General features: G+C 48.3%; 17 protein-coding genes. 15 read left to right on the forward strand and 2 right to left on the reverse strand.

Going from position 1 to position 18,100, the window contains the following annotated elements; all coding sequences use genetic code 11:
- Nucleotides 1–8 precede the first annotated feature (8 nt).
- Entirely contained in the window at nucleotides 9–149 is a 141-nt protein-coding gene (locus tag AXF12_RS12240; RefSeq protein WP_159429722.1) for a hypothetical protein, read from the reverse strand.
- Nucleotides 150–569: 420 nt separating this feature from the next.
- On the opposite strand from AXF12_RS12240, the gene AXF12_RS03330 reads away from it, so the two are divergent.
- From AXF12_RS03330 to AXF12_RS03375, 10 genes are all read left to right on the forward strand, one after another.
- Nucleotides 570–1,610 carry a beta-ketoacyl synthase N-terminal-like domain-containing protein gene (locus AXF12_RS03330; protein WP_066431730.1) on the forward strand — a complete coding sequence of 347 codons (1,041 nt, stop codon included), beginning with the start codon at nucleotides 570–572 and terminating at the stop codon, nucleotides 1,608–1,610.
- Between the two features lie 185 nt (nucleotides 1,611–1,795).
- The gene (gene secE, locus AXF12_RS03335) at nucleotides 1,796–1,981 is read left to right on the forward strand and encodes a preprotein translocase subunit SecE (protein ID WP_066428307.1); all 186 of its coding nucleotides are present in this window, start codon (nucleotides 1,796–1,798) and stop codon (nucleotides 1,979–1,981) included.
- 11 nt (nucleotides 1,982–1,992) lie between these two features.
- Complete coding sequence (gene nusG / locus AXF12_RS03340; RefSeq protein ID WP_066428308.1) at nucleotides 1,993–2,544, forward strand: transcription termination/antitermination protein NusG; 552 nt, start codon at nucleotides 1,993–1,995, stop codon at nucleotides 2,542–2,544.
- Between the two features lie 51 nt (nucleotides 2,545–2,595).
- Entirely contained in the window at nucleotides 2,596–3,033 is a 438-nt protein-coding gene (gene rplK, locus AXF12_RS03345; RefSeq protein ID WP_066428309.1) for a 50S ribosomal protein L11, read from the forward strand.
- Between the two features lie 12 nt (nucleotides 3,034–3,045).
- Nucleotides 3,046–3,735: a 50S ribosomal protein L1 gene (rplA, locus tag AXF12_RS03350; protein ID WP_066428310.1), complete on the forward strand. Its 690-nt coding sequence runs from the start codon at nucleotides 3,046–3,048 to the stop codon at nucleotides 3,733–3,735.
- A 22-nt stretch (nucleotides 3,736–3,757) separates the two neighbouring features.
- Complete coding sequence (rplJ, locus tag AXF12_RS03355; RefSeq protein ID WP_066428313.1) at nucleotides 3,758–4,276, forward strand: 50S ribosomal protein L10; 519 nt, start codon at nucleotides 3,758–3,760, stop codon at nucleotides 4,274–4,276.
- Between the two features lie 49 nt (nucleotides 4,277–4,325).
- Entirely contained in the window at nucleotides 4,326–4,706 is a 381-nt protein-coding gene (gene rplL / locus AXF12_RS03360) for a 50S ribosomal protein L7/L12 (RefSeq protein WP_066428315.1), read from the forward strand.
- Between the two features lie 184 nt (nucleotides 4,707–4,890).
- Nucleotides 4,891–8,694, forward strand: coding sequence for a DNA-directed RNA polymerase subunit beta (gene rpoB / locus AXF12_RS03365; protein ID WP_066428317.1), 3,804 nt, complete (start codon nucleotides 4,891–4,893; stop codon nucleotides 8,692–8,694).
- Between the two features lie 194 nt (nucleotides 8,695–8,888).
- Nucleotides 8,889–9,614 carry a nitroreductase family protein gene (locus AXF12_RS03370; protein WP_066428319.1) on the forward strand — a complete coding sequence of 242 codons (726 nt, stop codon included), beginning with the start codon at nucleotides 8,889–8,891 and terminating at the stop codon, nucleotides 9,612–9,614.
- A gap of 114 nt (nucleotides 9,615–9,728) precedes the next feature.
- On the forward strand, nucleotides 9,729–10,454 hold the full coding sequence (locus AXF12_RS03375; protein ID WP_066428324.1) for a nitroreductase family protein: 726 nt from the start codon (nucleotides 9,729–9,731) through the stop codon (nucleotides 10,452–10,454).
- 251 nt (nucleotides 10,455–10,705) lie between these two features.
- Here the strand turns inward: AXF12_RS03375 and AXF12_RS12245 are convergent, their stop codons facing one another.
- Entirely contained in the window at nucleotides 10,706–10,876 is a 171-nt protein-coding gene (locus AXF12_RS12245; RefSeq protein WP_159429721.1) for a hypothetical protein, read from the reverse strand.
- A gap of 84 nt (nucleotides 10,877–10,960) precedes the next feature.
- Here AXF12_RS12245 and AXF12_RS03380 point away from each other — a divergent pair, with 84 nt between their 5' ends.
- The 5 genes from AXF12_RS03380 (at nucleotide 10,961) to AXF12_RS03400 (ending at nucleotide 18,035) form a co-directional block, all read left to right on the forward strand.
- Nucleotides 10,961–11,614 (forward strand): PQLLE family protein, encoded by a 654-nt coding sequence (locus tag AXF12_RS03380; RefSeq protein ID WP_066428327.1) that lies wholly within the window; start codon nucleotides 10,961–10,963, stop codon nucleotides 11,612–11,614.
- Nucleotides 11,615–11,628: 14 nt separating this feature from the next.
- On the forward strand, nucleotides 11,629–12,120 hold the full coding sequence (locus tag AXF12_RS03385) for an SRPBCC domain-containing protein (protein ID WP_066428328.1): 492 nt from the start codon (nucleotides 11,629–11,631) through the stop codon (nucleotides 12,118–12,120).
- Nucleotides 12,121–12,163: 43 nt separating this feature from the next.
- Complete coding sequence (locus AXF12_RS03390; RefSeq protein ID WP_066428330.1) at nucleotides 12,164–13,237, forward strand: hypothetical protein; 1,074 nt, start codon at nucleotides 12,164–12,166, stop codon at nucleotides 13,235–13,237.
- A gap of 189 nt (nucleotides 13,238–13,426) precedes the next feature.
- Nucleotides 13,427–17,731 carry a DNA-directed RNA polymerase subunit beta' gene (gene rpoC, locus AXF12_RS03395; RefSeq protein ID WP_066428331.1) on the forward strand — a complete coding sequence of 1,435 codons (4,305 nt, stop codon included), beginning with the start codon at nucleotides 13,427–13,429 and terminating at the stop codon, nucleotides 17,729–17,731.
- Complete coding sequence (locus AXF12_RS03400) at nucleotides 17,724–18,035, forward strand: DUF3467 domain-containing protein (protein WP_066428333.1); 312 nt, start codon at nucleotides 17,724–17,726, stop codon at nucleotides 18,033–18,035. The genes rpoC and AXF12_RS03400 overlap by 8 nt, the downstream gene beginning before the upstream one ends.
- The last annotated feature ends 65 nt before the right edge of the window (nucleotides 18,036–18,100 follow it).

Below are 18,100 nucleotides of genomic sequence, written 5' to 3' on the forward strand. Positions count from 1 at the left end.
CGTTTGGGCTACTGACGGTAGGTGAGGGTGGTGGTGAGAGGAATCGTACGGGTAGCACAGATGTTGGGGTTGGGGTAGGGTTTGTGTGGGATATGGTTTTTTTGTACTTTTGCATTTTCAAAGGGGATATACCTATTAATATAACTCAATTTGCTAGTTAGTTTCATAACATTAATTAACCCTATATTTAGTCATTTCTTTGTTCTTTTGTCTTGAAACAAAAGAACCAAAAATTCAAGGCTGTGGATGCTTAGGCGAGAAAATCAACGTCTCTCGCTGAAAATCTCTAAACTCGCTCCCTGCGGTCGCTCAGACAGTAGAGATTTTCGACGCTCGTTCCTATGTGACATACTCAAGCTGTGTGCCCTCGCTTGACTATCTCAGCCACGCCTCCAATGCCCTCAGAGAGTGTCAATCAGGACTGAGATATAGGAATTAGCAAGTTGAGTTAATATACAGATTTGAGTATGGAGAAAATTGCTATTACGGGGATGGGATCGGTTTCGGCGTTGGGGAGTGGTTATACATCCGTGGGGGAGGCGTATGCGAATGACGCTTCGGCATTGCGGATGGTAGGCGATGTGCCTCAGGGAGTTATCGCTGAGGTGGACAAGGAGTGCATAGCGGCACTACGGGCTGAGAACCCTCTTTTTACGCCGTTAGACCCTTCGGTGTTGTATGCGATGTTTGCGGCGCGCCAAGCGGTAAGGCAGGCGGGTTGGCAAGGGGTGCGTTTTGGGGTGAATATCGGTTCGTCGCGTGGGGCGACGTCGCTTTTTGAGGCTCATTATCAGCATTTTCTCAGTGAGGGGAGTTGTTTGACACAGGCTTCTCCTACCACTACGTTGGGTAATATTGCTACTTGGGTGGCTCAGGATTTGGGTGCGGGGGGCTTTGAGCTCTCACATTCAATCACTTGTTCGACGGCTCTGCACGGGGTAGCGAATGCTGTTGCGTGGCTTAAGAGCGGTATGGAAGAGCACTTTGTGGTAGGCGGTAGTGAGGCGCCGCTGACACCTTTTACGATTGCGCAGGTGAAGGCGCTTAAGATATACAGCACTTTGCCAATGCCTTATCCTTGTAGGGCGATGGATGAGGATAAGCGGCAGAACAGTATGGTGCTGGGTGAGGGGGCAGCGGTGTTCTGCTTGGAGCGCGGCGAGCGTTCGGGGGCTTTGGCTTATATTACGGGTTTGGGTTTTGCCACTGAGAGGCTGACACATAGCGTTTCACTTTCGAAGGAGGGTTTTTGTTTGCAGGAATCGATGCGCAGGGCGCTTGAGAGCGCTTCTTATCCTGAAATTGATATGATTATTACGCATTGTACGGGGACAGTGAAGGGTGATAGGGCGGAATTGGCTGCGATAAGGGCGGTTTTCGGGACAGATATGCCTTTGCTTACGAATAATAAGTGGAAAATAGGGCATACTTATGGGGCAAGTGGTGCATTGAATTTGGAAATGGCTATCCACAGTTTGTGTGAAGGGCAGTTTTATGCAGTGCCTTATCTCAATGGTGAGAGGTGGGAGCCGCGCAAGATTCATAATGTGCTTATCAATGCGGTAGGATTTGGAGGTAATGCGATTAGTGTAGTGGTGAGTAGGGGGTAGTTTTTTGTTTGTCAAGTGACGTTTTTATAATTTGAATGAACTTTTAACTTGCTCAATTACAGATAGGAAGTGTATTTGTAAAAAAAATAATATCAAAAAAGTTTTTCTGTTTGAAATATTATTTCTACTTTTGCGCCCCAAATGAGAGTTGAGCACAGTCTTGACTTATAAAACTAAAACAGAGTATGATTCAGTATATTAAGGAATCTTATAGCGAGTTGCGCAACCACGTAACGTGGCCAACGATTGCTGAAGCACAGCGCGAAATGGTGATAGTGGTGATATTTTCTATTATCTTTTCGCTGGTGATATTTGGTATGGATAAGTTCTTCGAATGGCTTATCGCTGCATATTTTAACTTTATGAAATAAAAACCTACACTATGTCAGGAATATTAGAGAAGAAGTGGTACGTAGTAAAGGTCGTTACAGGACAAGAGAACAAGATTAAGAACTATATAGACAACGAAACCTCGCGCTTGGGGTATGCTGACTATATGGAGGAAGTGCTTGTGCCCACTGAGAAGGTAGTGCAGATCCGCAATAATAAGAAGACCATCAAAGAGAAGGTGCATATGCCAGGTTACGTAATGGTGAAGGCACACTTGGCGGGTGAGGTAGTGCACATCATCAAATCTATTCCAGGCGTCGTAGGCTTTTTGAGTGAGACCAAAGGGGGCGACCCTGTGCCGATGCGCAAGAGCGATGTGAGCCGTATGCTCGGACAGGTGGATGAGCTTACTGAAACGATAGAAACCATCGCGATTCCGTTTGAAGTGGGTGAGACTGTGAAGCTCATCGATGGGGCGTTCAATGGCTTTAATGGTGTGATAGAGCGCGTGAATGAAGAGAAGCGCAAACTGGAAGTGATGGTGAAGATCTTTGGTAGGAAGACGCCGCTGGAGCTGAGCTACACTCAGGTAGAGAAAATGTAGAGAATATATAGTACTTATATTATATAGATAGAAATTAATTAATAACAAACAATGGCAAAAGAAATTAGCAAAGTAGTTAAAGTACAAGCTCGGGGAGGTCAAGCGAATCCTTCGCCACCAATTGGACCCGCATTAGGTGCTGCCGGTGTTAACATTATGGAGTTCTGCAAGCAGTTCAACGCGCGTACGCAGGACAAACAAGGGAAGGTTCTTCCTGTGGTTATCACAGTTTACAAAGACAAGTCGTTTGACTTTGTAGTCAAATCAGCGCCTGCTGCTGTTCAGCTGTTGGAAATGGCAAAGATTAAAGGAGGTTCAGGAGAGCCAAACCGTAAGAAAGTAGGTAGCGTTACTTGGGATCAAGTAAAAGCAATTGCAGAAGACAAAATGCCCGATCTCAGTGCATTCACTTTGGAGGCTGCAATGACAATAATTGCGGGGACAGCTCGCTCAATGGGTATAACAGTAACGGGTGAGAAACCTTTTTAATCGTAAAGCATTATGGCAAAATTGACAAAGAAACACAAAGAGGCTTTATCAAAGGTTGATTACAATAAGTTATACAACTTGAAAGAGGCTTCGGCATTATTGAAGGACATCACTTACACTAAGTTTGATGCTTCAGTGGATATTGCAGTGCGCTTGGGGGTAGACCCACGTAAGGCAAACCAGATGGTGCGTGGGGTGGTAACATTGCCTCACGGTACGGGTAAGGACGTGCGTGTGCTCGCGCTGGTAACTCCTGATAAGGAGGCTGAGGCTAAGGCAGCAGGTGCGGACTACGTAGGCCTGGACGAGTACTTACAGAAGATTAAAGACGGCTGGACAGATGTAGACGTTATCGTAACGATGCCAGCGGTAATGGGTAAGCTTGGTCCGCTTGGGCGCGTATTAGGTCCTCGTGGGTTGATGCCTAACCCTAAGACAGGTACCGTAACGATGGAAATCGGCAAGGCAGTGCAAGAAGTGAAATCGGGTAAGATTGACTTCCGCGTAGATAAGACGGGTATTGTACACGCTTCTATCGGAAAGATTTCTTTCACCGCAGAGCAGATTGTAGACAACGCCAGCGAGCTGATACAGACCTTAATAAAGATGAAGCCAACGGCTGCTAAGGGGGTATATATGAAGTCGATATTCCTTTCGACTACGATGAGCCCAAGTGTGCCAGTGGATCCAAAAGCAGTTTAATTTGTAGTTAAAAACAGACATTATGACAAAGGAAGAAAAATCATTAGTAATAGAAAATTTAACTGCACAGTTAGCTGAGAACAATGTTATTTACTTAACAGATCTAACTGGACTGAATGCTGAGCAAACATCGGCTTTGCGTCGTGCTTGCTTTAAGGCAAATATCAAGTTGGCAGTTGTGAAGAACACCTTGCTTGCCAAAGCAATGGAGGCTTCAGATAAAGATTTTGGCGAGTTGCCAAACGTACTGAAAGGCAATACTTCGCTGATGTATGCAGAGGTAGGCAATGCGCCTGCAAAGCTCATCAAGGAGTTCCGCAAGAAGTCAGAAAAGCCTGTACTGAAAGGGGCTTATATCGATGCAGCGGTATTTATCGGTGATAACCAATTGGACGCGCTTTCTGCTATCAAGTCGAAAGACGAGGTTATTGGCGAAATCATTACCTTGTTGCAATCGCCTGCGAAGAATGTTATTTCAGCCCTCAAATCGGGTGGTGGCAAGCTGGCAGGTATCATCAAGACTTTATCAGAAAAGCAATAGTAGAAACACACTTATTTTATTAATAAACAATTAAAAAACGATAGAAAAAATGGCAGATTTAAAAAATTTCGCAGAACAATTAGTAAACTTAACCGTTAAGGAAGTAAATGAGCTTGCTCAGATTTTGAAAGATGAGTACGGCATTGAGCCAGCAGCGGCAGCAGTAGCAGTAGCAGCAGGACCTGCAGCAGGTGGTGCTGGCGAGGCAGCAGCTGAAAAGAGCGAGTTTGACGTATTCTTGAAGTCAGCAGGTGCTAACAAGTTGGCAGTGGTTAAGTTAGTAAAAGAACTTACAGGTCTTGGACTTAAAGAAGCTAAGGAATTAGTAGACGGTGCTCCTTCAAAAGTGAAAGAAGGTGTATCTAAGGACGAAGCTGAAGGCTTGAAGAAATCTTTAGAAGGAGCTGGTGCTGAAGTAGAGTTGAAGTAATTTTACTAAGGCAAACCTCATAAGGTATAGGTCTTTTCTTAGCGGAAATAGACCTATACCATTTTGTGTATTATATCCTTTTTTAAGGTGTGAGGTATGAGCAGCATAAAACAACAAGAAAACAACTTACGATATACTAAAATACGCCAAGCCTTTTGGCAATATAATTAATATAAAATAACTTATGAATCAAACCGCAAGAGTCAATTTTGCTTCCGTGAAACACACGCCTGAGTATCCTGACTTTTTGGATATTCAGATCAAGTCATTTCAGGACTTCTTTCAGATTGAGACGAAGTCGGATGAAAGGGGCAATGAAGGGTTGTACAATACCTTCAAGGAGAACTTCCCGATAACTGATACACGCAACCAGTTTGTACTTGAGTTTCTTGACTATTTCGTTGATTCGCCTCGTTACTCCATCGCGGAGTGTATAGAGCGCGGACTCACGTATAGCGTGCCACTCAAAGCAAGGTTGAAACTCTATTGCACCGACCCAGAGCACGAGGATTTCGAGACGATCGTGCAAGACGTTTACCTCGGTACTATCCCGTATATGACCTCCAGCGGTACGTTCGTGATCAACGGGGCAGAGCGCGTGATCGTGTCGCAGTTGCACCGCTCACCAGGGGTATTCTTTGGGCAATCGTTCCACGCGAATGGTACGAAGCTCTACTCGGCGCGTATTATCCCATTCAAGGGCTCGTGGATTGAGTTTGCTACCGACATCAACAACGTGATGTACGCTTATATCGACCGTAAGAAGAAGCTCCCTGTAACCACGCTTTTCCGTGCGATCGGTTTCGAGCGCGATAAGGACATCTTGGAGATCTTTGACCTCGCTGAGGAAATCAAAGTCTCTAAAACGGGCTTAAAGAAATACATCGGTCGCCGTTTGGCAGCGCGTGTGCTCAACACTTGGCACGAGGACTTCGTAGATGAGGACACAGGAGAAGTAGTATCTATTGAGCGTAACGAGATTATCCTCGACCGCGACACGGTTTTAGACAAAGACAACATCGAAGAAATCATCGAAGCGGATGTGAAGACTATCCTCCTGCACAAGGAAGACAGCAACACTACCGACTACACGATTATCCATAATACTTTACAAAAAGACCCTACCAACTCTGAGAAGGAAGCGGTAGAGCACATCTATCGTCAGTTGCGTAATGCTGAACCACCCGATGAGGAAACGGCACGCGGCATTATCGACAAGTTGTTCTTCTCAGACCAACGCTACAACCTCGGCGATGTAGGGCGTTACCGCATCAATAAGAAGTTGGGCTTGGATACGCCTATGGAGAAACAGGTATTGACCAAGGAGGACATCATCACCATTGTGAAGCACCTCATTGAGTTGATCAACTCCAAGGCGGAGGTAGACGATATTGACCACCTTTCCAACCGCCGCGTGCGTACCGTTGGGGAGCAACTCTCGGCGCAGTTCGGGGTAGGGCTATCGCGTATGGCGCGCACTATCCGCGAGCGTATGAACGTCCGCGACAATGAGGTGTTTACGCCTATCGACCTTATCAACGCCAAAACACTCTCGTCGGTGATCAATTCGTTCTTTGGTACCAACCAGCTCTCGCAGTTTATGGACCAGACGAACCCACTGGCAGAGATTACCCACAAGAGGCGTCTTTCGGCATTAGGTCCAGGAGGTCTGTCGCGCGACCGTGCGGGCTTTGAGGTGCGCGACGTACACTATACACACTACGGTCGCCTCTGTCCGATTGAAACGCCTGAAGGTCCGAACATCGGGCTTATCTCTTCATTGGCGGTGTTCTCAAAGGTGAACGGAATGGGCTTTATCGAGACCCCTTATCACAAGGTAACCAAAGGCAAGGTAGACCTCAAGGATATGACGTACCTCACCGCAGAAGACGAGGAAGGCTTAAAGATCGGTATGGCGAACATCGCATTGGATGCGAATGGCAAAATCACCGAAGAGCGCGTAGTAGTGAAGGAAGATGGCGACTTCCCTGTGATCGAGCCAAGCCAAGTGCAATACATCGACGTGGCTCCGAACCAGATAGCTTCTATTTCGGCATCACTGATTCCGTTCTTGGAGCACGATGACGCGAACCGCGCCTTGATGGGCTCGAATATGATGCGTCAGGCAGTGCCATTGCTCAAGCCGGAAGCGCCTATCGTAGGTACGGGATTGGAGCAAAGGGTAGCGTCCGACTCGAGGGTACTTATGAATGCCGAAAGAGACGGGGTGGTGCAATACGTAGATGCCGAGCGCATCATCATCACTTACGATAGAACTGAGGAAGAGAAGCTCGTGAGTTTTGAACCCGACGATACTGAGTATAAACTCATCAAATTCCAGAAAACAAACCAAGGCACTTGTATTAACTTGAAGCCCATCGTTGAAAAAGGCGACCGCGTGGTAAAAGGACAGGTGCTCTGCGAAGGATACGCTACCGAGCAAGGGGAACTCGCTCTTGGACGCAATATGAAAGTGGCGTTTATGCCTTGGAAGGGATATAACTTTGAGGATGCGATCGTGATCTCTGAGCGCGTAGTGCGGGAAGATATTTTCACATCGATTCACATTGATGAGTATGCGCTGGAAGTGCGCGACACCAAGCTCGGCGCGGAAGAATTGACTAACGACATCCCTAACGTATCGGAAGAAGCCACTAAGGAACTCGATGCACAGGGTATGATACGCATCGGGGCAGAAGTGCGACCAGGGGATATATTAATAGGTAAGATTACACCGAAGGGCGAATCAGATCCAACGCCTGAAGAAAAGCTGTTACGCGCGATCTTTGGAGATAAAGCGGGCGATGTAAAGGATGCATCGCTGAAAGCATCGCCGTCACTCTATGGGGTAGTGATCGATAAGAAACTCTTCTCACGTGCAGTGAAGGATAAACGCAAACGCAACAAGGATAAGGAGGACATCGCTGCGTTGGAGGCAAACTACAACGCGCGTTTTGAGGAGCTCAAGGAGCGTCTGTTCTTCAAACTTTACAGTTTGGTGGAAGACAAGACCTCAGAGGGCGTCTTCAACGACTTGGGTGAGGAGATTGTTGCCAAAGGAGCTTCGTACAGCCGCAAAACATTGGAGAGCATCGAGGATTTCTCTCACCTCCTCTCTGGTGGTTGGACGGACGACAAGCATTGCAACGACCTTATCGACGATTTGATTCACAACTACAAGATTAAGTTCAACGACCTGCAAGGGGCAATGCGCCGCGAGAAGTTTACCATCTCCGTTGGGGACGAGCTGCCTGCGGGTATCTTGAAGCTGGCGAAGATATACATCGCTAAGAAGCGTAAACTCAAGGTAGGGGACAAGATGGCGGGTCGCCACGGTAACAAAGGTATCGTAGCGCGTATCGTTCGTGATGAGGATATGCCATTCCTCGAAGATGGAACCCCTGTGGACATCGTGCTGAACCCGCTCGGGGTGCCATCGCGTATGAACATTGGGCAGATCTACGAGACCGTCCTCGGATGGGCAGGACAAAAGCTCGGACAGAAGTACGCAACGCCTATTTTCGACGGGGCGAGCCTTGAGCAAATCAACGAGCTCACCGATAAGGCGGGCGTACCGCGTTTTGGTCACACCTACCTCTACGATGGAGGCACAGGCGAGCGTTTTGACCAGAAGGCTACCGTTGGGGTGATCTATATGATCAAGCTCGGACATATGATCGACGACAAGATGCACGCGCGTTCCATTGGTCCGTACTCGCTCATCACGCAGCAACCGCTCGGTGGTAAGGCGCAGTTCGGGGGTCAGCGTTTTGGTGAGATGGAAGTGTGGGCTCTGGAAGCCTACGGCGCATCGAGCACCTTGCGCGAGATCTTAACGGTGAAGTCCGACGACGTAATCGGTAGGGCGAAGACGTATGAAGCCATCGTAAAAGGTGAGGCAATGCCCGAACCAGGATTGCCAGAGTCGTTCAACGTCCTCTTGCACGAGCTCAAGGGATTGGGCTTGGACGTACGCTTAGAAGAGTAGAGGTTTTAGGGTTTATAGCAGGAAGTCAGGAGACTTCTACACAATAGGAGCTCCTGACTTTCTATTTTATGGCAGCTTTCAGGTGCAGTCCCCAGCAGAGGGAGCGAGATACCCCGCTGGCGGTACGCAGTTCATTCATCATTAACCACTAACCCCTAATCGCTAACCACTAACCCCTAATCATTAATAAAAAGATGAACAGTTTAAAGGAAATATTAGAATTTAGAAGAGCAGTGCGCTCGTTTTCCGACCAGCCGATTGATGCGGAGGTCGTAAAGCAATGCGCCGAGGAGGCAATGCTCGCCCCAACAGCCTATGGGGTACAGCTTTATGAGATGTATCACATTACTAATAAAGACCTTTTAAAGAAAATGGCTCACGCGTGCCTTGATCAGTCCTCTGCGACTACCGCTCAGCAGTTTGTGGTTTTCGTAACAAGACAAGATCTCTACAAAGAGCGTGCAGCGTATCTTCTTAAACAGCAAGTGGAGAATGTAAAGCGTAATAGTCCTGCTGAAAAACAGGCAAGTCACATCAAATACCACGAAGAAGTTTACAAAAAGATTGTTCCGCTCCTTTATATGCGCTTCTTTGGGTTGATGGGAGCCTTCCGTTATCTCCTAAGTTCCGTATCGGGCTTGTTTAAACCCACCTATCGACAGATGACGGAAAACGATATGCGTATTGATGTACATAAGAACTGTGCTTTGGCAGCCGAGACCTTTATGCTCTCGATGGCGGAAAAGGGTTACGACACCTGTCCGATGACAGGAATTGACAGTTTGCGGGTAAAAAGGCTATTGAAACTCCCTTATAGTGCCGAAATCAATATGGTGATAAGTTGTGGTATCCGTTCCGAACGGGGGCTTTATGGTGAGAGAGTTCGTATTCCAAGTGAGAAACTATACAAACGGATTTAAGTGCATAGTTCATAATGTATAATGTATAATGCACAATAAATAATGTATAGTTCCCCGCTGTCGGCACGCAATTCTCTAACAACTAACAACTAACCCCTAACCACTAATAAAAAGATGAACAGTTTAAAGGAAATATTAGAATTTAGAAGAGCAGTGCGCCACTATTCCGACCAGCCGATCGATGCGGAGGTCGTAAAGCAATGTGCCGAGGAGGCAGTGCTCGCACCGACGAGCTCTAATATGCAGCTCTATGAGATGTATCACATCGTAAATAAGCAGCTGCTTGCCCAGATGGTGCCCGCGTGCCTCGATCAGGAGTCGGTGGAAACCGCCGAGCAGCTTGTGGTGTTCGTAACCCGACAGGATAAATACAAAGAGCACTGCAAGGCATTGTTAGCCGCAGAAGTGGAAAACGTAAGGCGCAACTCGCCACCGAAAAAGCAAGAGAAGCGCATCAAACGATGGGAACAGTACTACGGAAAGTTTCTTCCGTTTGTCTATGCGAGGGCTTTTGGCTTCTTGGGGTGGCTGCGTAAAGGCTTAGCCCTCGGGGTGAGCCTCTTCCGCCCAATGATGACCCAAGTATCTGAGGGAGATATCCGCGTAGTGGTACACAAGAGCTGCGCACTGGTAGCCCAGACCTTTATGTTGGCAATGGCGGAAAAGGGTTACGACACCTGTCCGCTTGAGGGCTTCGATGCGCGCCGCGTGCGAAAGTTACTGAACCTGCCCTACGGCACAGAAATCAATATGGTGATAAGCTGTGGCATCCGTGAGGATAAAGGGGTCTGGGGCGATAGGGTAAGGCTCCCCATAGAAGAGCTATATAAACGAGTTTGAGTGTATAGTGAATAGTGCACAGTGTATAGTGAATAGTGTACAGTGTATAGTGCATAGTTTATAATGTATAGTTCTCAGTAAAGGAAGCGAGAGTACCCCAAAAGGAAGTCCTGTGATCGGTTTCCCCTCTCCTTTGAAGGAAGTGGCGCACTGCGACAGTATGTGAGACGGGAGAGGATGTTACCAAATGAAGTGATTGCACTCCCAAAAGTACAAAATTTATCATATTTTGATATAAAAGTAACCCGTTTTTAGGTAAAAGTACCACAAAAACACACAAAAGTACCTCTGAGCAACGCAAGAGTACCTTCGAGCAACGCAAGAGTACCTTTGAGCAATGCAAGAGTACCTTCGAGCAACGCAAGAGTACCTTTGAGCAATGCAAAAGTACCTCTGAGCAACGCAAGAGTACCTTTGAGCAAACCACCGTTCCTTTGTAGCAAGACAAAAGTAACCTACAAATGAACAAAAGTAATGAATAATTAAACATATAAATTAAAAATACAATGGGAAAACGTTTTTCACAAGCACAGATCATTCAGGATTACGGTAAGTTGTTTACCAATGCAAAAGAGAACACCACGCTGGCAAAGGAGCTCGCCGAATATGGATACGATGAGGCTGCAATGACAGCGGGCAAAGCCCTTTATGATAAAGCCGTTGAGCTATATAAAGCCAACGTGAAAGATACGCAGGACGAGACCTCTGCCTATGCGACTTTCAGTAAGAAATTAGAAGAGCTTGACAAGGTGTATGTAGCCGACCGCAAAAAGGCGCGCATCATCTTTAAGGGGCAAAGTGATACGCTCAAGAATTTAAAACTCACAGGCAAGCCCTCTCGTGCTATCGCCCACGCTTTGGACGAGATGAAAACCCTCTACGAGACCCTCGAGCGCGATGCAGCACTTGCCAAACCCCTCGAGCGACTGAAAATCGATGCGGCGCACATCAAGGCGCAGCTCGATGCCATCGCCGAAGCCGAAAAAGCCTACACCGTTTACCAAAATGAGAAAGGCGAAAGTCAGCAGGCTACAAAGAACAAGGATAAGGCTTTCGAAGCTCTTGAAAAATGGGTGCGCGAGTTCTTTTCCATAGCGAAGATCGCCCTTGAGGATCAGCCGCAACTCCTCGAGAGCTTGACCTTAATCGTAAAAGGATAACAAACACCGAGAAAATGAAAAAGATAGGTATCATCGCAATGCTGTGTATCATCATTCTGCTGGTGATACACCAAAGTATGGCAAAGGAAATTCGTACAGAAATCACCATCAACGCCCCAGCGGAGAAGGTTTGGCAGGTGCTTACCGACTTCGGGGCGTATCCAACGTGGAACCCTTATATTGTAAAGATGGAAGGCACGCTTGTAGAGGGCGAACGGATGCAAGCGACTCTGGCGCGCCCCGATGGCACTACCTCAACGCTCAATCCGAAGGTCAGGGAGCTGAAAGTAGGCGAGCGTATCGTAATGCGCAAACAGGTGCTGGGCGGGATTATCGTGGGTGCGAACCATATTTTTGAGGTAAAGAGCAATCCTGATGGGAGTACCACCTTTGTGCAGGCGATGACCTTCAATGGATTTGCGACCTACAAATTTGATACCGAGATGCTCAAAAAGCAATTCGAGGCGATGAATAGAGCACTCAAAAGCAGAGTAGAAGCATTGTAGGTAAATCGTAAAAGGATAACAAACACCAAAATAACAACCGACTATGAAAAAGTTCATAACATTAGTAGCAGCATTTGCCCTTGTGGCTTGCGGAAAGGACAGCAACGGAGGCGGCGGGGATGACCCGATCGACCCAAATGTGGTGTACAAAACCTCGGGCGACCTTTTCGGAAAGAACTATGTGGCAAAGGGGACCGTTTTTACGCGAAGGGTAGACAAAGAAATGCCTCTCGCGCCTAATTCAGCAGCGATTGCAGCCAAAATGAAATCGCTGGCAAAGAATCCTTCTGGGGTGATCACTACCATTACACGTCAGCACTATAATTACACCATAATTATAGTAGATAGTAACGATAAGAACCAGCATTATGCTAATTTTATCCCCGAAGGACACCGTGAGCGAGACGATGCAGACCTCTATAAATACACGGGAGGGCGTCAGCCTATCGTGCACGATGCCAAGCCCGCCGCAGGGAACGATGCGCATATGGCGGTGTACGACGTGGCAACGGGAGTGATGCGTCAGTACTTCGGAGTAACGTATGTGAACAGCGGGGAGTACAAGTTTAAAGGCTCGGGCTACTTCATTGCCAAGCCAGGCTTGCGAGGGCTCGCTAAGGACAACTATTGGATGCAGCTTACCAAAGGCGGTAGCTCGGTAGTGGGGATGCTCAACCCGCTTTCGCAGATCGGTATCGAGGAAGTGAGGGCAGGGGAGATCAATCACGCCCTATCGTTCACCATAGCACAAGCCCGTAAAGGCTATTCGTGGCCTGCGAGGGCTGGCGATGGCAATCTGGACGATGCCGACGCCCCAATGGAAGGGCAATGGTGCCGTATCGACCCGAAAGTGGACTTGGATAAACTGAATTTGCACCCTATTACCCTGATGATTGCCAAGGCGGTACAGAAATACGGGGCTTATGCCGCAGATAAGAACCTATTCTGCCACACTTTCACCACTGAGCACGGCATTTATGAGCTTGCGATGCACGGGTTAGACCCTTGGGAACACGATGGAGAGTTCGAGAAGAAGTACGGCAAGTTCGATAACATCAACGACTTCCCTTGGGAGCTCACACAATGGGCACCTGTCGATTGGGGGAAGCCGAAATAGAGAGAAGAGAATAGAGAGTAAAGAGAAATCAGAGATCAGGAATGAGAGATCAGAGATCAGGAATGGGAAACAATACTCTGCTTTCTGACCTCTGATCACTGATCACTGACCACTAATCACTGATCACTGACCCCTGACCACTAAATACTAAAAATAAACTAAAATTAATTCATTATACACCATAAATCAATGGCAAGAGAAAGAGTTACACCTGTTACAAAATTTGATAAGATTTCAATAGGCTTAGCGTCTCCTGAGTCGATCCTTGCGGTATCGCGTGGAGAGGTGTTGAAGCCTGAAACTATCAACTATCGCACGCATAAGCCTGAGCGTGATGGTTTGTTTTGCGAGCGTATCTTCGGTCCGGTAAAGGATTACGAGTGCGCCTGCGGAAAGTACAAGCGCATCCGCTATAAGGGCATCGTTTGCGACCGTTGTGGGGTTGAAGTAACGGAAAAGAAAGTGCGTCGCGAACGCGTGGGGCACATCAACCTTGTGGTGCCTATCGCACATATATGGTATTTCCGTTCGCTGCCCAACAAGATCGGTTATTTGCTCGGGCTGCCTTCTAAAAAGCTCGATATGATCATCTATTACGAGCGATATGTAGTCATTCAGCCAGGGCTGGCTAAGGCACCCGATGGCTCGGACTTGCAATACCTCGACTTCCTCTCTGAAGAGGAATACGTGGAGATCGTAGAACGCCTTCCGCAAGATAACCAATACCTCGAGGACAACGACCCTAATAAGTTCGTCGCTAAAATGGGTGCTGAGTGCCTCTTGGAGCTCCTCGAACGCCTTGATTTGGACGCGCTCTCTTACGAATTGCGCCATAAGGCAAACAACGAGAGCTCAAAGCAACGCAAAACCGAAGCCCTGAAACGCTTGCAGGTAGTGGAGGCTTTCCGCGAATCAAAGAAGCACCGCGAAAACAAGCCCGAGTGGATGATTATGAAGGTCATCCCTGTTATTCCGCCTGAGTTGCGTCCCTTGGTGCCCCTCGATGGTGGGCGTTTTGCCACTTCGGACTTGAACGACCTCTACCGTCGCGTGATTATCCGCAACAATCGCCTTAAAAGATTGATGGAGATCAAAGCTCCTGAGGTAATCCTCCGCAATGAGAAGCGTATGTTGCAAGAATCAGTGGATTCGCTCTTTGATAACACCCGTAAGTCGTCGGCAGTGAAGACCGAGTCGAACCGTCCGCTCAAGTCGCTTTCTGACTCATTGAAGGGTAAGCAAGGGCGTTTCCGTCAGAACCTCTTAGGGAAACGTGTGGACTACTCGGCGCGTTCGGTGATCGTGGTAGGACCTGAACTGAAACTCTACGAATGCGGTCTGCCAAAGAATATGGCAGCCGAGCTATACAAACCATTTGTGATCCGCAAGCTCATCGAGCGCGGTATCGTAAAGACGGTGAAGTCGGCAAAGAAAATCATTGATAAGAAAGAGCCTGTGGTATGGGATATCCTTGAAAACGTCATCAAGGGACACCCCGTGCTGCTCAACCGTGCCCCTACGTTGCACCGTTTGGGTATCCAAGCCTTCCAGCCTAAGCTGATAGAGGGTAAGGCGATCCAATTGCACCCATTGGTGTGTACGGCGTTCAATGCGGACTTCGATGGCGACCAGATGGCGGTGCACTTGCCCCTCGGTCCTGAAGCGATCTTAGAGGCGCAACTGCTGATGCTCGCATCGCACAATATATTAAACCCTGCGAACGGATCGCCAATTACGGTGCCTTCACAGGATATGGTCTTGGGGCTGTATTACATCACCAAGTCGCGCAAATCGACCCCTGAGTACCCTGTTTTGGGCGAAGGACAATCCTTCTACTCCAATGAGGAAGTGAATATCGCCTACAATGAAGGGCGATTGAGCCTCAATGCAGAGATCAACGTACGAGTGCGCGACCTCGATGAGAACGGTAACGTGATATACCACTTGGTGAAAACCACCACAGGGCGCGTGCTCTTCAACGAGCTCGTTCCGCTGGAAGTGGGCTACGTCAATGAAGTGCTTACCAAGAAATCGCTCCGTGATATTATCGGGCGTATCCTCAAAGCAACCTCAATACCCACTACGGCGGACTTCCTCGACAAGATTAAGAACCTCGGGTATAAGTTCGCCTTCAAAGGGGGACTCTCGTTCAGCCTTGGGGACATTATTATCCCTCAGGAGAAACAAGATATGATCGCTGAGGCAAACGGATTGGTAGAGGGGATTATGATGAACTATAATATGGGGCTCATCACCAACAACGAGCGATACAATCAGGTGATCGATGTTTGGACATCGACCAATGCGCAACTCACCGAGCTGGCGATGAAACGCATCAGCGGCGACCAGCAAGGCTTCAACTCCGTATATATGATGCTCGACTCAGGGGCGCGTGGTTCTAAGGAACAGATACGCCAGCTGACAGGTATGCGTGGGCTGATGGCAAAGCCTAAGAAATCAACAGCAGGTGGTGGGGAAATCATCGAGAACCCTATCCTCTCTAACTTTAAGGAAGGGCTGTCGATTTTGGAATACTTCATCTCTACGCACGGGGCTCGTAAGGGGTTAGCGGATACTGCCCTCAAGACAGCGGACGCGGGTTACCTCACACGCCGTTTGGTAGACGTATCGCAAGACGTGATTATCAACACTGAGGATTGCGGCACCCTCCGCGGCGTAGAAGTACGCGCCTTGAAGAAGAATGAAGAGGTGGTGGAAACCCTCGGTGAGCGTATCCTTGGGCGTGTATCGCTCCACGATGTGTACAACCCACTCACCGAAGAGCTGTTAGTAGCTGCGGGAGAAGAAATCACCGAAAAGATAGTAGATAAAATCGATGCGGCACCGATAGAGATGGTAGAAGTACGCTCGGCACTTACCTGCGAAGCCAAACACGGTATCTGCGCGAAGTGCTACGGACGTAACCTCTCAACAGGACGTATGGTGCAGACAGGCGAAGCCGTTGGGGTAGTAGCTGCACAGTCCATCGGGGAGCCTGGTACACAGCTGACACTCCGTACCTTCCACGCGGGAGGGGTTGCGGGTAACGTCTCAGAAGAGAACAAGACCGAAGCACGCTTCGATGGTATTTTGGACATCGAAGACCTGCGTGTAGTACGAGGAAAAGACAACGAACAGAACCCAGTAGACGTGGTGGTTCGTTCCTCAGAGCTCAAGGTGGTAGATGCAAACACAGGTATGGTGTTGCAAACGCACGACATACCTTACGGGGCGCATATCTTTGTAAAAGACAAGCAACAAGTAACCAAAGGAACGCTGCTCTTCCAATGGGATCCTTATAACGCGGTAATCATCTCTGAATTCTCAGGGAAGATCGCTTATGAAGATATAGAACAAGGGGTTACTTACCAGATAGAGATCGATGAGCAAACAGGATTCCAAGAAAAGGTAATCGTGGAATCGCGTAACAAGAAGCTCATCCCTACTTTGCGTATCTTAGACAAGAATGGCGAAGAACTGCGCTCGTACAACTTGCCTGTGGGAGCCCACATTATGGTGGATAACGACAGCAAGATCGAAGAGGGACGCGTGCTGGTGAAGATACCACGTAGTTCAGCTAAGGCGGGCGACATCACAGGGGGTCTGCCTCGTGTTACGGAGCTCTTTGAGGCGCGTAATCCTTCCAACCCAGCGATTGTATCGGAGATCGACGGGGTGGTATCCTTCGGGAAGATCAAACGTGGTAACAAAGAGGTGATTGTAACCTCGCGCTTCGGTGAGGAACGCAAGTACCTCGTGAAACTATCGAGCCAAATCTTGGTGCAAGAGAACGACTTCGTACGTGCGGGCAAGCCCCTCTCTGACGGCTCAGTTACCCCTGACGATATCCTCAATATCAAGGGTCCATCGGCAGTGCAACAGTATTTGGTAAATGAGGTACAGGAAGTATACCGCTTGCAAGGGGTGAAGATCAATGATAAACACTTCGAGGTAATTGTACGCCAGATGATGCGCAAGGTGGAAATCCAAGACCCAGGGGATACCCTCTATTTGGAAGGTCAGCTCGTGCATAAGGACGACTTCATCGAGGAAAACGACCGCCTGTTTGGTAAAAAGGTGGTTGAGGACGCAGGCGACTCCGAAAATCTCCAAGCAGGGCAGATAGTGTCGCTGCGTCAGTTGCGCGATGAAAACTCATTGCTCAAGCGTGCGGACAAAGCCTTAGTAGTGGCTCGCGATGTGATCCCTGCTACGGCGCGACCTATCCTTCAGGGGATTACCAGAGCCTCATTGCAGACCAAATCGTTCATCTCGGCAGCTTCTTTCCAAGAAACGACCAAGGTGCTCAACGAAGCGGCTGTCAGCGGCAAGATCGATAGCCTCGATGGCTTGAAAGAGAACGTAATCGTGGGTCATCGTATCCCTGCGGGGACAGGACTCAAGCGTTACGAGAAGATACTCGTAGGCTCAAAGGCTGAGATGGAACCTACGCCAGAACCAACAACAAGAAGAAGATCACGAAAAGATGACTAATACAAACGAGAACAACGAACGCGAGCTCAGCATTGAGCTCGATCAGGAGATGGCTGACGGGGTTTATGCGAACCTCGTGGTTATCAATCACTCGAGTAGTGAGTTTGTACTCGACTTCGTCAATGTAATGCCAGGAATGCCTAAGGCGCATGTGCGCAGTAGGGTGGTGCTCGCCCCCGAACACGCCAAACGCCTGCTGGCAGCCCTTGCGGACAACATCGAGAAGTACGAGAACGCCAACGGCAATATCAGCGATAACAGCAGTTATACGATACCGCTCTTTGGTGTAACAGGAGAGGCGTAAGTTGGAATATGGAGAAATAAGAAGTCCGCGCTCCCTTGGGAGCGCGGACTTCTTATTTTAAAACG

The organism is Capnocytophaga haemolytica (assembly GCF_001553545.1).
Lineage (GTDB): Bacteria > Bacteroidota > Bacteroidia > Flavobacteriales > Flavobacteriaceae > Capnocytophaga > Capnocytophaga haemolytica.

Bases quoted from the DNA above. Each gene is read 5' to 3' on its own strand.
- AXF12_RS03330 (WP_066431730.1), top strand. From the start codon at position 570: ATGGTAGGCGATGTGCCTCAGGGAGTTATCGCTGAGGTGGACAAGGAG.
- secE (WP_066428307.1), top strand. From the start codon at position 1,796: ATGATTCAGTATATTAAGGAATCTTATAGCGAGTTGCGCAACCACGTA.
- nusG (WP_066428308.1), top strand. From the start codon at position 1,993: ATGTCAGGAATATTAGAGAAGAAGTGGTACGTAGTAAAGGTCGTTACA.
- rplK (WP_066428309.1), top strand. From the start codon at position 2,596: ATGGCAAAAGAAATTAGCAAAGTAGTTAAAGTACAAGCTCGGGGAGGT.
- rplA (WP_066428310.1), top strand. From the start codon at position 3,046: ATGGCAAAATTGACAAAGAAACACAAAGAGGCTTTATCAAAGGTTGAT.
- rplJ (WP_066428313.1), top strand. From the start codon at position 3,758: ATGACAAAGGAAGAAAAATCATTAGTAATAGAAAATTTAACTGCACAG.
- rplL (WP_066428315.1), top strand. From the start codon at position 4,326: ATGGCAGATTTAAAAAATTTCGCAGAACAATTAGTAAACTTAACCGTT.
- rpoB (WP_066428317.1), top strand. From the start codon at position 4,891: ATGAATCAAACCGCAAGAGTCAATTTTGCTTCCGTGAAACACACGCCT.
- AXF12_RS03370 (WP_066428319.1), top strand. From the start codon at position 8,889: ATGAACAGTTTAAAGGAAATATTAGAATTTAGAAGAGCAGTGCGCTCG.
- AXF12_RS03375 (WP_066428324.1), top strand. From the start codon at position 9,729: ATGAACAGTTTAAAGGAAATATTAGAATTTAGAAGAGCAGTGCGCCAC.
- AXF12_RS03380 (WP_066428327.1), top strand. From the start codon at position 10,961: ATGGGAAAACGTTTTTCACAAGCACAGATCATTCAGGATTACGGTAAG.
- AXF12_RS03385 (WP_066428328.1), top strand. From the start codon at position 11,629: ATGAAAAAGATAGGTATCATCGCAATGCTGTGTATCATCATTCTGCTG.
- AXF12_RS03390 (WP_066428330.1), top strand. From the start codon at position 12,164: ATGAAAAAGTTCATAACATTAGTAGCAGCATTTGCCCTTGTGGCTTGC.
- rpoC (WP_066428331.1), top strand. From the start codon at position 13,427: ATGGCAAGAGAAAGAGTTACACCTGTTACAAAATTTGATAAGATTTCA.
- AXF12_RS03400 (WP_066428333.1), top strand. From the start codon at position 17,724: ATGACTAATACAAACGAGAACAACGAACGCGAGCTCAGCATTGAGCTC.